The following is a 15,824-nucleotide window of genomic DNA, read 5'->3' as shown; positions in this document are numbered from 1 at the left end:
AAACTTAAAGGCCTGCTATATTGATATATAGCAGGCCTTTTCTATTTTTAGCAAACAATAAAATTGAATGTTATGAATAATTCAAGTCTGGAGATAACTGAAAACGAATACTGCATAAAATTAAGTAAAGATGCCTTTGATCTGTCCCTGATCCGTCAGCTTATCAAAAGAATTCAATCTGAACAATTGTTTTTTAGCAGAAAAAAAGAATGCATGGAAGATGATATCATCAGCCGTGGCGCAAGGGAAACTATTGACACTTTCGACAATCTGAGTGATAAATAAAAAAAGCCACATGATGTGGCTTTTTTTATTTTGCTATGTTAATTCCTGATGAACTATCTATATCTTACTTGTTGTTGCTTATCCAGCATCGCTAACTGATCTTTCATTTGTTTGATCTGATCTGCCAGTAATTTGTTCTTATCTGCTTTCTTAGCTTCTGTCAGGTAAATCTGCGCCTCTCTTTTATTACGTTTACCCATGGCAATACCAGCTAAGCTCAATTTAGCAAGGGCAATGTTATGATCCATCTGCATTCCTAATGCTAAAGCTTTCTTGAAATATTTCTCAGACTGCATTGGTGCTTTTCTTGATTCAATCAAACCAATCAGCAATTGATAATAACCATGCTGAGGTCTGATCAATTGTGTTTCATAATTTGTTATTCTATTTAAAAAGCGTTCCGCTTTAGGCATATCATCTTTACGTAAAAACCATTGTGCAAGCAGCATGTTTTCGTTGTAGAAAAAAGTAGCCACGATTAGTATACTAATCAATACCGCTAAAACTCCCCAACCCCAAAAACCGAAAATCATAAGTGCTACCGCACCCCCCAGTATCACAAAAGCTGCGATAAGTCTTACTATGTTTGGCATATCTATTTTTAATTATTTCGTGCAAATATCGTGTTTATATACCAAAAATCAGATTTAAATTTAAAACAGATTCTAAAAATGTTTATCTCATTTTGATCCTTATCTTTGCTAAAACCTGACCAGAATCATTCTTCAGCTATGAATAATGATTCTGGTCAGGTTTTAACACCAAAATTAAAGGCGAAATAAAATATGCTAAATACAGCTGCCAGGGAGAAACTATTTGAATCTCCGGAAATGAAAGCACAATACGCTATAGAATATCCTGATTACACGCCCGATCCTGAGGCTGTACAAAAGCTAAAATCATTGCTTCAGCAGCAACAAGTTATAATCGTACTGGGTACTTGGTGCGGAGACTGCAGACGACAAGTACCCCGCCTGTATAAAGTTCTGGATCAGGCCGGTTTTTTAGCAGAACAAATCACAATGATCTTTGTTGATGAATCAAAAAAGGCAACTAATGGATTAACCGATCACCTGAATATAGACAAGGTTCCCACTTTCATTTTTACCGAAAATGAACAAGAGATCGGCAGAATTACAGAATCGCCTTTAGTTACGCTGGAAAGCGATATGATTGAAATACTTACTAAATAAAATAAAAATGTCAGCAGCATTAGAACCAGGCTGGTTAAAAGTACTGGAACCTGAATTTGAAAAAGAATACATGAAAAACCTGAAGGCTTTTCTTTTACAAGAAAAAGAGACAGGAAAAACAGTGTATCCTAAAGGCGCAGATATTTTCGCCGCCTTTAACCATACCCCTTTTGATCAAGTAGAAGTAGTGATCTTAGGTCAGGACCCCTATCACGGAGACGGACAGGCACATGGTCTTTCTTTTTCCGTACAAAAAGGAGTAACTACTCCGCCATCTTTAAAAAACATTTATAAAGAACTGGAAACAGATATAGAAGGGTTCAAAACACCAAATCATGGTAACCTGACCCAATGGGCTGATGAAGGCGTATTATTACTGAACGCATCGCTTACGGTTAGAGCACATGAACCAGGTTCTCATCAGGGTAAAGGCTGGGAAGCATTTACAGACCAGGCTATCAGCCAGCTTTCTGATAAAAAAACAGGATTGGTATTTTTATTATGGGGTAAGTTTGCACAACAGAAAGCTGCACTGATTGATGAAACGAAACATACAGTTTTAAAATCTGCACACCCATCGCCCTTTTCTGCTTACACCGGATTTTTCGGCAGTAAACATTTCTCGAAAACAAATGAAATTCTGGTTGCTAAAGGAAAGAAGCCAATTAACTGGCAGATCAGCTCATCTTAAAAGCAGATCATGCAGTGATAAATTGGCAATATACTGGCGACATAACATTGGCGCTACATTGGCACCATACATAGACACCATACATTTGTGAAGAAACAGTTTACAGCTTATTTTTAAGCGAAACGATGAAAATTAGTTTCTGGTAGCCTTTCTACCAGAAACTAATTTGAAGAAGTTGCAGCTAAAAAGAAGCTGTAAACTAGTATTCCAGGGGAACAATCGGCTCTTTCTTAGTAGTAGACATAATCATCATCGTCTGAAAGGTCTTCACTACGCTGATTTTACTGATTTTGTCCATAATTAAACGCTCATAAGCTTTAATGTCACTTACATAGACTTTCAACAGGAAATCTGCCTGTCCTGTCACATGGTGACACTCAGTTATTTCTTTAATCTGGTTGACCTCATCCAAAAATATCTGGATCGTGTTGTTCTTGTGGAAATCCAGTTGCACCTGAATAAACGTTTTAATGCCTAAACCCAGTTTCTCTTCATCCACTAATGCATGGTAACTCTTAATGAAACCGGACATCTCCAGTTTTCTTACTCTTTCTAAAGTAGGTGCTGGTGATAACCCAATTTCCTGCGATAAAAGCAAATTGGTTATTCTTCCGTTTTCTTGTAAAAGTTTAAGTATTTTAAAATCTATCTTATCTAGTTCTGCTGCCATTTTTCCGATCTTGAACCCAAAGGTAGAATAAGAACACCTTATTTACCAAATTTAATTCTAAAAATAAACATAAAAATTATGCTTTATTTTATCCAATAATTTTTAGATTTACCTAAAACTATTATTAGGCTAATACAATGCATTCATTTACTGAAGAGAATTACCTCAAAGTCATTTATCACATCTCCCAAACAGAGCCGGGTACGGTACAAACCAACGCAATTGCCAATGGATTGAACACCAAAGCCGCCTCTGTAACAGACATGCTTAAAAAGCTGTCAGATAAGCAATTAATTGATTATATTAAGTATCAGGGAGTCACATTAACTGAAAAAGGGAAAGCCGCCGCAATCAAAGTCATCAGAAAACACCGGCTATGGGAAGTCTTTTTAGTAGACAAACTGAAATTCCGGTGGGATGAAGTCCATGATATTGCAGAAGAACTCGAACACATCAACTCTTCGATATTAGTAGAGCGGTTAGACGATTTTCTTGGTTTTCCGAAAAGAGACCCCCACGGTGATCCGATTCCCGATCAGCATGGAAACTTTGAACCCTCTGCACATATACACCTCCATGAAATTGCCAAAGGAAAAACTGGCATCATCATCGGGGTCAGTGAACATTCTTCTCCATTTTTAATCCATCTGGAAAAGTTGGGTTTAACCATAGGTGTAGCGATAGCTATCCATGGAATTACCGCCTATGATGGTTCCGTAGAACTCATGGTCAATGCCCAAAAGATAAATGTCAGTCGCAAAGTAGCGCAGCACATCCTGGTTAAATTAGAAGAAACTGAATAATATTAGAAGAAGCTGTTACTAATTAAAAGAATTTTTAGCTGATGAAACAAACAGAATCATTAAGTGAAGTACATCAAAGTGTAGACACCGGCAAACGTACCGGATGGAGAAGGATATTATCTTTTATTGGCCCGGCTTACCTGGTTAGTGTAGGTTATATGGATCCTGGAAACTGGGCGACCGATCTTGCGGGAGGTAGTAAATTCGGTTATCAACTCATCTGGGTATTGCTGATGTCAAACTTAATCGCCTTATTATTACAATCATTGAGTGCAAGATTAGGTATTGTAAGAGGTCTTGATTTAGCACAGGCTTCCAGAAATGCATATCCTAAATGGGTAAATATCCCCTTATTTGGTTTAGCACAAACCGCAATTGTGGCCTGTGACCTTGCCGAAATCATTGGTATGGCCATTGGTCTAAATCTCCTTTTCGGCCTTCCGCTGATCTGGGGTATCAGTATTACTATTTTTGACACTGTTTTACTTTTATTCCTGATGAATAAGGGAATGCGGAAAATGGAAGTTTTTATTGTTTCCATGGTTTTCATTGTAGGGATCTCATTTTTAGTAGAGATGTTCATCGTGGAGCCATCCTTAAAAGAAATCGTCAAAGGATTGGAACCTTCTGTACTTTCCGGACAAGCGCTTTATATTGCTATCGGTATTATCGGTGCAACCGTGATGCCGCATAACTTGTACCTCCATTCCTCCCTGGTTCAGACCAGGAAATTTGAGCGCGATGATAAAGGAATTAAAGAAGCCATCAAATTCAACTTTATAGATACCGCTGTTGCACTTAACCTGGCCTTTTTTGTAAACGCAGCGATTCTGATCCTGGCTGCAGCTGCCTTTTATAAAAATGGCATGCACGAAGTTGCAGAAATACAAGATGCCTATAAGCTGCTTGGACATATTTTTGGCGGAGTTGCACCAAGTCTTTTCGCAATCGCGCTGATTGCAGCAGGACAAAGTTCTACCATTACCGGTACACTGGCAGGACAGATTGTGATGGAAGGTCACCTGAACCTTAGAATACAACCTTGGTTACGCCGCCTGATCACGCGCTTGCTAGCCATTATTCCTGCCTTTTTCACTATCCTTTATTTCGGAAATGACGCACTGAGCGGTCTATTGATTTTGAGCCAGGTTGTATTGAGTTTACAACTCGGTTTTGCAGTGATCCCATTGATTCACTTCACTTCCGATAAAAAAGAAATGAAAGGTTTTGCTATCAAACTCTGGGTCAAAATACTGGCATGGATCAGTGCTGCTGTTATTGTTGCCCTGAATATTAAACTCGTTATAGAAGAGATCTCAGGGTGGGCAACAACCACGCATGGATGGTATATTTATGGATTAATTATTCCGGTTGCTGTCCTGATTGGATTGCTTTTAATGTATGTTTTCGTCTATCCGATGCTTAATTCCAACACTACACAGCAGAAAAACATTCCCCACGGAAATGCAATGGCAATTGATCCGGTAGACCAGATCCATTATACCAGGATTGGTATCACCGTCGACTTCTCTAAAAATGACCTGAACACGATCCGCCACGCACTTATTCAAGGTGGAAAGAAAGCAGATTATCATTTAATCCATATCGTTGAAACCGCCGGCGCCCAGTATCATGGGAAAGCTGCACTCGATCATGAAACATTGAGTGATTCAGAAAACCTGAAGAAATATGGTCAGAATCTGGCCGATCTGGGTTATCATGGCATTCCCCACATCGGTTTTGGAGGAGCAGCACGTGCGATTGCAGAAATCACTAAAACCAATGATTTACAGTTACTCGTGATGGGTGCACATGGACATAAAGGCCTGAAGGACTTGATTTTCGGAACTACTGTAGATGCAGTAAGACACAAAATAACAATACCAGTATTGGTAGTCAGGTAACCTGGCACAATCCTATATCCATTGTAAAATTCAGAAAGAATTGCCGTAAATCGGCAATTCTTTCTGATATTAGCTGATTCTATGGCGACTGACATTCAAATAAAAAATAAAAGAGCATACTTCGATTACCATGTTGTTGATAAATACAACGCCGGTCTGGCTTTGCTTGGAACTGAGATTAAGGCGATCAGACAAGGTAAAGCCAATATGACCGATGCTTTCTGCATGTTCATTGGTAATGTACTTTATGTAAGAAATCTTCATATCTCAGAATATAGCCACAGTTCATTCCATCACCATGATATTAAACGTGACCGGATCTTACTGCTGCAAAAAAAGGAATTGAAAAAACTAAAATTCAGAAGTGAAGAAAAAGGATATACTATTGTTCCGCTTCGCATTTTTACCAATGAAAGAGGTTTTGCAAAAATAGAAATCGCGTTAGCACAAGGAAAGAAAGACTTTGACAAAAGAGACAGTATCAAAGACCGCGAATCTAAACGTGAAATGGACCGGGCAATGAAAGGCTAAATTACCAGGCCTGGTCCCCTACCAGTGGTACAAATCTAAAAGTATCCAGTTCAAACTTCTCATAGTCAGTTTCACTGACACGGATCACTGTAACCATCGTCTGGGAATGCTCATCACCTACCGGGATCACCAGCATACCACCAATTTTTAATTGTTTCAATAAGATTTCAGGCACAAACGGCGCACCGGCAGTCACAATAATTTTGTGGTAAGGTGCATGTGCTGCGATCCCCATTGAACCATCACCAAAAAAGAAGTTCGCACTATACCCCATTCCCGGTAATACTTTCAATGTATGTTTGTAAATACTTTCTTGTCTTTCGATCGTAAAAACTTCTGCTCCCAGTTCCATTAAAATACAAGTCTGATAACCAGAACCGGTACCTATTTCCAGTACTTTATCGCCTTTATTGATATGCAGTAACTCACTTTGGTAAGCTACCGTATAAGGCTGAGAAATCGTTTGTCCATCACCAATCGGAAAAGCAATATCTTTATAAGCCTGGTTCCAGAAGGTTTCATCAAAGAAAAAATGTCTTGGTACTTTTCCAATTGCACTCAGTACCCGTTCATCTGTGATGCCTCTTGATTTAAGATGCTCCACCAATTTCTTCCTTGCTCCTCTTTCCCGGTAATTATCTACAAACTTATACGCCATTGATTTCAAAAATACTTCTTTGAAATCGATTTTTAAGGTTTTAATTGGATGAATTTAACCTCAAAGCTGTAAAGACCAACAGATCAAATCATAAAGCGCAAACCTGCCTGTTAATGAAAAGAATAAATCTTTCACTTATTCAAGATAAAAGGGTAATTTTTTTTCAGTAAAAACCGGAATATTACTTATGAATACAAATAAAAAAAATCTGAAGCAGATTTTAACCCGTCCAGTAAAATATTATATATTTTTATATATCTAAATGAAACATAACACTTTATGAAACAGGGATTGCTCTTACTTTTACTCGTTTCTCTTTTTACCTTGAATGCCCGCTCACAGTCTAACAGTACTTACAGTGTTGGATTTAATGCATTCAGTTACCTGCAGCTGCCAAGGATAGCAGATCAGGATCCGCTAAAATATCTAACGTCCAAATTTAGTGGCGGGATATTTAAAATTGATGATCGCCAGATCAATTACCGCTTAAGCGGAAGATTTATCAATCAGGCATTGGATTTTAAAAGTGATTGTACAAACTGTAACCTGGTCAATGGAAAAGTAACCGACTACGCGATTAAACTTGGGTTTGAGAAAAACCTGAGCTATTCCAAAGTACAGCCTTATTTTGCTTTTGATATCGGGTATCGCTATAACCGTTTTAAAGGATTAAGGAACTTCGTAGATCTCCAGAGAACAACAGCATTAACAGACCAGGTGGAAGCTATAAAAAACGGCCTTACTTTAGGCCCCACTCTGGGGCTCCGGATAACCCCTATCGAGCAAATTTCCATTTTTGCAGAGGGCAGTCTTGAATTGTACCTTTCTCATTTAAGGACACAAACTGTTGCACAAAACACTGCCGCCCAAAGCATAGAAACTGCCGAAAATAAAAAAGAATTCCTTTTTACTCCCGTAACCGTGGGTTTACAAATTCATTTGGGAAGCAGGAATTAGTTTTCGGTTTCCCTAGTAAGGATCTACATCTACCTGTATAATTACACCTTTAAAGGTATTCTCCCCGTTAAAGTCTGCTATAGTTTGTTTAAGTGCGGCCTTGACTTTATGAATAGCCGTTGATTTATCTGATTTAATAATCAGCTGTTTAATGTAATAATTCCTGATCCTGGAAACCAAAGGCTGTTCAGGCCCCAGTACCCTCGTTCCGAGTTGCGCCCTTAACAGCGTAGCAAAACGTGCAGACGCGGCATTGAGCAGATTTGAATCTTTATGTTTTACATTGATAAAAATCAGCCTGGTAAAAGGCGGATAATGAAATTGTCTGCGCTCAGCAATTTCATCGTTATACATCTCCAGGTAATTATTATCCACTACCTGTTTGATAATTCTATGGTCGGCATCATAGGCCTGAATACATACTTTCCCCTGCTTATCTCTTCTGCCCGCACGGCCTGCAACCTGTGCTAACAACTGAAAACTGCGCTCAAAAGCTCTGAAATCCGGGTAATTCAATAAAGTATCTGCATTGATTACACCAATCAGTGTTACATTATCAAAATCAAGGCCTTTAGCCACCATTTGTGTACCAATCAGGATATCTGTTTTCTTTTCCTGAAAATCACTTATAATCTTCTGAAGACTATTTTTTGTTCTTGTACTGTCTACATCAAGCCTTGCAATTTTCACTTCCGGAAAGATCAGGCTTAATTCCTCTTCTATTCTTTCAGTTCCAAACCCTTTTTGTTCAATATGTACAGAACCACAGGCAGGACAAATATTCATACTGCTTTCATGGTATCCGCAATAATGACAATGCAGCTTACCACTGCTTTTGTGGAAAGTAAGGCTCACGTCACAGTTCACACACTTAGGCGCGAAACCACATGTTTTACAAATCAGGATAGTTGCATAACCCCTGCGGTTCTGGAAAAGGATCACTTGTTCTTTTCTTTCCAGCGTTGCAGTGATGTCATCAATTAATACACTGGAGAAATAAGAAACCATTTTCTTCTTCTTGGTTTCCTCAGCAATCCCCACCACTTCCTGTATAGGGAGCTCAACCCCTCCAAAACGTTCGTTTAGGGTAACAAGGCCATATTTTTGATGCAATGCATTGTAATAACTTTCTATAGAAGGCGTTGCCGAACCCAATATGATTTTTGACTGATGCAGATGCGCCAGGTAAACAGCAGCATCCCTGGCCTGATATCTTGGAGCAGGTTCATTTTGCTTGTACGATGATTCATGTTCCTCATCGACCACGATCAATTTTAAATCTTTGAAAGGTAAAAACACTGCTGAACGTGCGCCAAGAACAATTTTATATTTACCATTCATGACGCTGTTCCAGATCTCTACCCTTTCGTTGTCATTGAATTTGGAATGATATACCCCGATCGCATCGCCAAAATAGCGCTTAATCCGTTCAACGATCTGTGTAGTCAACGCAATTTCTGGCAAAAGGAACAAAACCTGCCCACCTTTTTCAATTGCCTGCTCAATTAGTTTGATATAGACCTGAGTTTTACCAGAAGCAGTTATTCCATGTAATAAAACAACATCTTTGGTCTGGAATTCTGTTTCTATTTTTTCTAAAGCTGTATTTTGTGCCGGGCTGAGTTTAAAATTAAGGATCATATCATCCGACTCGTCGTTTAACCGGCTCACTACTTTCTTTTTAAGGAAGAAGACTTCCTTATCCAGTAAGGCTTTCAAAGCCGCCTGGCCACAACTGCTGTCTTCCAGCAATTGCTGTCTGGAGATTTCAATCCCCGATTTGGAAAGTTTAATATACATCAGCAGGGCATCCAGTTGTTTCGGCGCCCTTTCCAGCACTTCAAAAAGATGCTTGAAATTCCCTTCCTCGCTGTAGAAAGGGTTCAGGGTAATGTATGATTTTAATAAAGGTTTATATTTTTCAACGACCTCTTCTGCAAGATGAACTACCCCTTTATCCAAAAGAGAACGGATCAGTGGAAATACTGTTTTCTGTCCTAATAGCTTAGAAATCTGATCTACCGTCAGGCGTTTCTGTTTTTCCAGTGCAGTAATCAGTATATTCTCCTTATCAGTCAATTCAAGCTCTTCTAAAGACACTTCTTCCCGAAGTATGATAATGGTCTCGCTCGCTAGTTTTAATCCTGCCGGAAGCGCTGCAGACATCACATCGCCTTCATTGCAGAGATAGTAGGCAATCATCCAATCCCAGAACTGCAATTGCAGGGTATTTACAACCGGATGTTCATCGATAACATCAATAATATATTTAGCCTGGTATAAAGCCGGTGCGGTCTGGCTGATACTTTTAATCAGCGCTGTATAGATTTTATTTTTCCCAAACTGAACGATTACCCTTTTACCAACAGCGGTATGCTCATTTAAGTCAAATGGAACACGATAGATATAGTTTTTTGAAAGAGAAAGCGGTAAAATTACTTCTATAAACAAGGTATCCCTCTCTGAAAAATCAATATCATTTAATTCCTGCATCTATCTGTTTTTTAAAGCGGCGAAGAAAAGAAAAATCCAGCCGGTAATTAATAATAATCCTCCTAAAGGAGTAATCGGGCCTACAATATTTACCCAGCTTAACTGTAATACTTCACGTGTAGCCAGCAGGTAAAGTGATCCTGAAAAGAAAATGATCCCTATGGTGAAACAGTAATAAGCAAAATCAACCAGTTTATTCCTGAACCTGGCGAAGGTGGATAGAAAAAGCAAGGCAAAAGTATGATAAAACTGATATTCAACTCCCTTGCTCCAGATAGCCAGCTGATCAGCAGCAATTACATTTTTCAGGCCATGCGCACCAAAGGCACCTAGTACTACCGCCACTGCTCCAAAGAAAGAGGCAGTCAAAATTATTTTTCTATTCATTCAATTCGTCTTAATTCCAGCCCGGTAAAATTACGCAACCTAAATGCATTTTCGTTAACCCTATTTGCAAATTATTTATTTAAGCCACCTATAGGTGCTTAAATGAAGGGATTGCTGACAACGTTCAACCACCTCCATCCCCAAAGATTAACAGCAATTTACCTTAAAAAACAAAGGCTTTTTGCCGTTTGGAAAAAATGACTTTTCAATTGAATATAAAACGTGGCCTTGGCGTACAGAACAGGTGTTGAAAAGGGGTTAAATAGTGCCTTGGAATGACCTTGGGATGAGGTTGGAATGAGGTTGGAATGACCTTGCAATGACCACAGTCATTCCAACCTCATCCCAAGGTCGTTTAAAAGTCGTTCTAATACACTACAGGGGTACTATTCAACTAGAACACAACCAGTATCCGACCAGTTTCGCTTACACTTCTGACAACAATACATCAGAATCAGCAAGTTCTTCTCTCCAATCCTGTAAAACATCGGAAGAAAGCCCGTTTTAACAATAAAATATCACCTAATGCCCAACAATTACCTTAAATTTGTTAGACGCAAATGAAAAAGATATACTTCACCCTCTTTACGCTATTCGCAGCCATTGTGGGTATGGCCTACTTATATTTTTCTAAACTGAACAAGGAAACCTCCTATAAGGAAACTAGTTTGTACGCGGCAACAGCAAACTCTGGTCTTGTTTTCTGCATTCAAAACGATAAAAGCATATTTGACATTCTGAAAGGACAGGATTTTTTTGAGAAGCTGCTTGGACAGGAGAAATTCAATCAGCTTAGTCTACTGAAGAGTACGCTGGTCACCAATCCGGCAATCAATAGCCTGGTAGGTAACAAGAATATTTTCATCAGTTTCTCTGCTGGAAAAAATAAAGAGATAGACTACCTGATCAGTACCCAGTTAAATGACGAACTGGATAAGCCAAAACTTTACAGCGCCATGCAATCCAATGGCATCAAGGTGACAACTGATAGTGGGATGATGAAACTCGTCTTAAATGATAGTACTACTTTTTATCTGAATATCGAGAAAAATCTCATCCTGCTTTCCAATAGTCCTGCACCCGTAAAGGCAGCAGCTAAAGCCGCTTCAAATGAAGAAAATAATCAGTTTGTTGCTTATATAAAAGCTAGTAATAAGTTCAAAAGAAACAGTTTAGGTAATTTATATATCGATTTCAATAAAATTCCTGCTTTATTAAAGTCAATGCTCCCTGGTCAGTTAAATGGGGGTATGTCTGTGCTTAACAGGCAAAATTCATTTGCTGCTCTGAATTATAACTTTAGTAAAGAGCGGTTATTTTTTAATGGAAGTTCAGCTCTCAATGACCAGAGAAACTACCTGGCCCTTTTTGCAGCGCTGGCTCCGCAAAAAAACGATATTGATAACTTGTTACCAGAAAATACAGCTAACTTTAAATTGTATGCCCTGACCGATTATAAAAGCTGGAAAAAAGGGCTCGACAACTGGTTTTTAGTAAATAAGGAGGCTCAGAAGATCAAGAACACGATCAAGAGCTTTAACAATGAATATCATTTAGACGCAGAAAAAATATTCCCGGTATACTTTCAAAATCAGCTGATTTCTTTTCAGCTTAAATCATCCGAAAATATAGCGGCGATTAACCTGACCAATGGCGATAAAGTGAAACAACTGTTATTGGATATGAGCGATGATTACAATACAGATATCAAAAGATTCAAAAAATCAGGGCTTCTATATTGTTATTTTGGAGAGCCTTTCAGACCGTTCAGCAGACCGTATTATACTATCATTGATAATTACATGGTATTTTCAAACCAGCCTGGTGCCTTGCAGTCTTTTTTGAATGATTATCACCAGAACAAATTGCTGATTAACACCCCTGATTATATCAATGTATACAGTCAGTTGTCAAAAACATCAAATGTTACTTTTTATGTAAACCGTAAGAACTCCACCGATCTGGTGAGAAGAGCGATTTATACGCCTTATTATAACCATATGATCAAAAAAGAGGGGTTAGAAAAGTTCAGTTCTATGATTTATCAGCTTAATGGAGATAAAGGTGCTTTTCAAACCAATTTATTATTAAATACAATACCAGAGGTAGTAACCGATACCCTTCAAAATTTAACAAATTAATAATCAGAATCTATATTTTAAATTACCATATTTAAACTTCGCTTTCAACTTATGGCAAAAAGATACTTTATACTGAGCCTTTTTTTAATTCTGTCTACACAAATTAAGGCACAACAATACGGGCTATTCAATACAAAAACATTATTTGATGCTTTTGAAAACCCTGCTCAGAAAGCTTTTGTACTTGATTCTTCCCGTCAATATGCTTCGAACTTCCTGCTTCCTTATTTTGGATTAAATGCAGCCAATAAAGGAGCTTCCAATTTTGCACTCCGGACATTGATTAATGGTGATAAGTATACCACGACAGGTATCCCTGTAGATAATGGAAGAAATCAGGCTTATCAGACTTCTAATATTTATTTGTTCACTTTCAGGATTTTCAAATCTTATAAAGATCACCAGGAGTTAGGTTTTTCGTGGCAGATGAGGTCAGATGCTTTTGCAGATTATACAAATGCGACGCTGGTTGCTTTTGATGATTTTAAAAAATTTAAAGACAATATATCATCCCCTTTCAATGGCAATGGCTATGGTCAGTCTTACCACCAGTTCAGTATGAACTATAGAGAAAACGTATCTAAACAACTCGCTTTCGGTGTGAAATTGAGTTTATTAAGCGGAATAACTTATAATAAAATAGATATCACGAGCTCTGATATTCAGTTCAATCAAGCTGCACAACAACTGACAGTTAATGTTGGCGGAACTTATCAATCCAACTTTCTCCGTGCAAAAGAGTTAAATACAAATACACTGATCCCTGATTTTAAAAATCCAGGGCTTTCGATGGGCTTTGGTACTACTTATACCTCTAAGACAGGCTACTTTTTAATGGGAAGTGTAAAGGACCTGGGCTTTATCAGGTGGAATAAAAATTCGCACTCTATTGCTGTTCCTGAAGGCCAGGATATAGTCATACATGAAGGTGAAAATGGCAACACTTTACAAAGAAGACTGGAGGACCTCTTTATCAGTAACGACCAGCGAAAAGGTTTCTACACTGCGACTAACGCTAAACTTGACTTACTGGTCTCTAAAAGATTTGACTTCTATACGCCAAATTTCATCGTATCTAAAAACATCTGGAACAAGGGCGGAGATATCGCTTTAGTCAATAACTTCGCCTACAATGAATTTTCGGTCAGCCTTTCCCCTATTTACAACTTAAACGGCTTCATGATGTTAGGTACACAAGCCAAATATCAAACTCCGAACTTCGAGTTTTTTCTGGGCAGTGACAACGTCTTAAAATCAGCAGCCTATAAACAGCAGCCAGACCTGACGAATAACAGTTATGCCGGCGCTTCAGTTTATATGGGAGTTGGTATCAAATTCGGTTATACAGTAGAGCACCCTCAAAACAGCAGTTATATGCCGGGAGTTGGTGATGATCTGGATAAGAAAGGATTCTTTGCGAAATTATTCGGGATGTTTAAAAAGAAAAAATAGTTAAACTTTCTTTTTAGCCTGGGTAACTACAAAATCTTTCAAATAGTAAGGCTCAAAATAAGCTACATCCTCAAAATGACCAGCTGTGAACGCATTATATGCCAACAAGCTCATATTTGCCGCAGAATTAAAATTGAGGTCAGAGAAAGCCGCATTTGAAGAGATGATAGCGTCACTGCATTTCATTGCGCCGTCACCAATAAAAGTGATCTGCTGCTCATGTAATTGCTGCTGGTATGCAGTCTCCTCAATTATTTTTGCCTCCACAGGTAGTACTTCATTCAGTTTATGATCGTATAATCCAGTAAAGACTTCCATTCTTCTGGCGTCAATCATTGGACAAACCAAACCTGTATAGGAATCCGCAGTTCTCAAAAACCCCTGTGCCATCATTCTGAGCGTCTCCACACCGATCAGTGGTTTATCTAAAGCAAAACAAAGGCCTTTAGCTGTTGATACGCCAATTCTTAACCCGGTATAGGATCCCGGCCCTTTACTTACTGCTATTGCATCCAGCTCCGCATAAGTTAATCCTGCTGTTGCCATGACATCCTGGATAAACAAGGTCAGGCTTCCTGCATGAATATTCTGTGCAGCAAGTTCTTTTAATGCGATTGTCTCTCCGTTGACAGCTATTGCCGCGGAGCATACTTGTGTAGCTGTTTCTAGTTGAAGTATTGTAGCCATAACAATTATATAGTGGATTTAAAATTTAGACAGGCCCGATTGACTAAGGAACAGGATCATGCCCATGTTTCCCCCAGGGATGACAGCGTCCTATCCGTTTAAGTGTTAACCAGCCACCTTTAAAAGGCCCGTGCTTTTTAATTGCCTCTACGCCATATTGAGAGCAGGTTGGCGTGAAACGACAGCTTGCACCCAGTAAAGGAGATAAGAACAACTGATAAAACCTGATCAGTGCCAAAAAGAACCAGCCGATGATTTGCTTAATCAGTTTCATCTTTTGGAGTTAAAGGTACTGGTTTTTCAGTTGGCGCAGCAACTATAACTTTAACAGGAGGGTCAACAGTCAGAATCAGTCTTTTTAAAGCATTTGCCAGTTTCTTTTCAAAAAAAGCATAATCATAATGTTCCTTTCCAACAAATTGAAGGGAGAGCAGTAACAATTGATCAGGATGATTTAATAAGGGATAAAGAGCTGATGATTTTAGTAAACGGTAAGCCTCCCTCGTTCTGCGTTTGATCAGGTTTCTGTCATGCGCACGCTTGAATCGCTTTTTCGATACATTAACCACTACCTGTACAGGAAAAGCATTTTTCTCCGGTATAAACAGATAGGAAACCCGAAAGGGATATACTAAAAAAGAAGAACCGTTCTTAAATAGCAGGTCTAATAATTTCCTGCTGCATAACCGTTCTTCTTTGGTAAAATTTTTCATGTTTTTGATCGCAGATTTGCAGACTAAATGATCTGCCAGCACCAGAGGTGCTGCAATCAAAATTATGCTTTGTGACGACGTTCGTCAGAAACTGATAATTTTCTTCTTCCTTTTGCACGACGAGAAGCTAATACTCTTCTACCGTTTGCTGTAGCCATTCTTTCGCGGAAGCCGTGTTTGTTTCTTCTCTTTCTTTGCGAAGGTTGGAATGTTCTTTTCATAACTGTATGATATCTTAACTATTATTTTTTAATTGAGA

At 38.6% G+C, this 15,824-nt stretch carries 18 protein-coding genes; 9 read left to right on the top strand and 9 right to left on the bottom strand.

Annotated features, from left to right (window positions below; all coding sequences use genetic code 11):
* Nucleotides 1–72: 72 nt before the first annotated feature.
* Nucleotides 73–285, top strand: coding sequence for a hypothetical protein (locus ABIB30_RS10795; RefSeq protein ID WP_354301870.1), 213 nt, complete (start codon nt 73–75; stop codon nt 283–285).
* 53 nt (nt 286–338) lie between these two features.
* Here ABIB30_RS10795 and ABIB30_RS10790 read toward each other — a convergent pair whose 3' ends face one another.
* Nucleotides 339–878 (bottom strand): DUF2892 domain-containing protein, encoded by a 540-nt coding sequence (locus tag ABIB30_RS10790; RefSeq protein WP_354301868.1) that lies wholly within the window; start codon nt 876–878, stop codon nt 339–341.
* 192 nt (nt 879–1,070) lie between these two features.
* On the opposite strand from ABIB30_RS10790, the gene ABIB30_RS10785 reads away from it, so the two are divergent.
* Nucleotides 1,071–1,478: a thioredoxin family protein gene (locus tag ABIB30_RS10785; protein ID WP_354301866.1), complete on the top strand. Its 408-nt coding sequence runs from the start codon at nt 1,071–1,073 to the stop codon at nt 1,476–1,478.
* 7 nt (nt 1,479–1,485) lie between these two features.
* Nucleotides 1,486–2,169, top strand: coding sequence for a uracil-DNA glycosylase (gene ung / locus ABIB30_RS10780; protein WP_354301864.1), 684 nt, complete (start codon nt 1,486–1,488; stop codon nt 2,167–2,169).
* A gap of 199 nt (nt 2,170–2,368) precedes the next feature.
* On the opposite strand, the gene ABIB30_RS10775 is transcribed toward ung, so the two are convergent.
* On the bottom strand, nt 2,369–2,839 hold the full coding sequence (locus ABIB30_RS10775; RefSeq protein WP_041884810.1) for an Lrp/AsnC family transcriptional regulator: 471 nt from the start codon (nt 2,837–2,839) through the stop codon (nt 2,369–2,371).
* Nucleotides 2,840–2,976: 137 nt separating this feature from the next.
* On the opposite strand from ABIB30_RS10775, the gene ABIB30_RS10770 reads away from it, so the two are divergent.
* The 3 genes from ABIB30_RS10770 (at nt 2,977) to smpB (ending at nt 6,077) form a co-directional block, all read left to right on the top strand.
* Nucleotides 2,977–3,642: a metal-dependent transcriptional regulator gene (locus ABIB30_RS10770; protein WP_354301861.1), complete on the top strand. Its 666-nt coding sequence runs from the start codon at nt 2,977–2,979 to the stop codon at nt 3,640–3,642.
* A gap of 41 nt (nt 3,643–3,683) precedes the next feature.
* Nucleotides 3,684–5,546 (top strand): Nramp family divalent metal transporter, encoded by a 1,863-nt coding sequence (locus ABIB30_RS10765; protein WP_354301859.1) that lies wholly within the window; start codon nt 3,684–3,686, stop codon nt 5,544–5,546.
* Between the two features lie 81 nt (nt 5,547–5,627).
* Nucleotides 5,628–6,077 (top strand): SsrA-binding protein SmpB, encoded by a 450-nt coding sequence (gene smpB, locus ABIB30_RS10760; RefSeq protein WP_068401558.1) that lies wholly within the window; start codon nt 5,628–5,630, stop codon nt 6,075–6,077.
* A 1-nt stretch (nt 6,078) separates the two neighbouring features.
* On the opposite strand, the gene ABIB30_RS10755 is transcribed toward smpB, so the two are convergent.
* Nucleotides 6,079–6,735 carry a protein-L-isoaspartate(D-aspartate) O-methyltransferase gene (locus ABIB30_RS10755; RefSeq protein WP_354301856.1) on the bottom strand — a complete coding sequence of 219 codons (657 nt, stop codon included), beginning with the start codon at nt 6,733–6,735 and terminating at the stop codon, nt 6,079–6,081.
* Between the two features lie 279 nt (nt 6,736–7,014).
* Here ABIB30_RS10755 and ABIB30_RS10750 point away from each other — a divergent pair, with 279 nt between their 5' ends.
* A complete protein-coding gene (locus ABIB30_RS10750; RefSeq protein ID WP_354301854.1) occupies nt 7,015–7,692 on the top strand; it encodes a hypothetical protein in 678 nt (225 codons plus the stop codon).
* 12 nt (nt 7,693–7,704) lie between these two features.
* Here ABIB30_RS10750 and priA read toward each other — a convergent pair whose 3' ends face one another.
* Both priA and ABIB30_RS10740 read right to left on the bottom strand, forming a co-directional pair.
* On the bottom strand, nt 7,705–10,185 hold the full coding sequence (priA, locus tag ABIB30_RS10745; protein ID WP_354301852.1) for a replication restart helicase PriA: 2,481 nt from the start codon (nt 10,183–10,185) through the stop codon (nt 7,705–7,707).
* Nucleotides 10,186–10,572, bottom strand: a complete 387-nt coding sequence (locus ABIB30_RS10740) for a DUF423 domain-containing protein (RefSeq protein WP_068401574.1) — start codon at nt 10,570–10,572, stop codon at nt 10,186–10,188. It abuts the gene before it with no gap.
* 560 nt (nt 10,573–11,132) lie between these two features.
* Between ABIB30_RS10740 and ABIB30_RS10735 the strand changes: the two genes are divergently transcribed.
* Both ABIB30_RS10735 and ABIB30_RS10730 read left to right on the top strand, forming a co-directional pair.
* On the top strand, nt 11,133–12,713 hold the full coding sequence (locus tag ABIB30_RS10735; RefSeq protein WP_354301849.1) for a hypothetical protein: 1,581 nt from the start codon (nt 11,133–11,135) through the stop codon (nt 12,711–12,713).
* Nucleotides 12,714–12,764: 51 nt separating this feature from the next.
* Nucleotides 12,765–14,165, top strand: a complete 1,401-nt coding sequence (locus ABIB30_RS10730) for a DUF5723 family protein (protein WP_354301847.1) — start codon at nt 12,765–12,767, stop codon at nt 14,163–14,165.
* Here ABIB30_RS10730 and tsaB read toward each other — a convergent pair whose 3' ends face one another.
* From tsaB to rpmH, 4 genes are all read right to left on the bottom strand, one after another.
* Complete coding sequence (gene tsaB / locus ABIB30_RS10725) at nt 14,166–14,852, bottom strand: tRNA (adenosine(37)-N6)-threonylcarbamoyltransferase complex dimerization subunit type 1 TsaB (protein ID WP_354301845.1); 687 nt, start codon at nt 14,850–14,852, stop codon at nt 14,166–14,168. It abuts the gene before it with no gap.
* Between the two features lie 43 nt (nt 14,853–14,895).
* A complete protein-coding gene (gene yidD / locus ABIB30_RS10720) occupies nt 14,896–15,126 on the bottom strand; it encodes a membrane protein insertion efficiency factor YidD (protein WP_041884785.1) in 231 nt (76 codons plus the stop codon).
* Nucleotides 15,113–15,565 (bottom strand): ribonuclease P protein component, encoded by a 453-nt coding sequence (locus tag ABIB30_RS10715; RefSeq protein WP_354301843.1) that lies wholly within the window; start codon nt 15,563–15,565, stop codon nt 15,113–15,115. Before ABIB30_RS10715 ends, yidD begins: the two co-directional genes overlap by 14 nt.
* 62 nt (nt 15,566–15,627) lie before the next feature.
* Nucleotides 15,628–15,786, bottom strand: a complete 159-nt coding sequence (gene rpmH / locus ABIB30_RS10710; RefSeq protein ID WP_083251894.1) for a 50S ribosomal protein L34 — start codon at nt 15,784–15,786, stop codon at nt 15,628–15,630.
* Between the last annotated feature and the right edge of the window lie 38 nt (nt 15,787–15,824).

The organism is Pedobacter sp. UYP1 (assembly GCF_040547305.1).
Lineage (GTDB): Bacteria > Bacteroidota > Bacteroidia > Sphingobacteriales > Sphingobacteriaceae > Pedobacter.
Note: the sequence above shows the minus strand (reverse complement) of the source record. Positions and strands in the feature narration are given on the sequence as shown.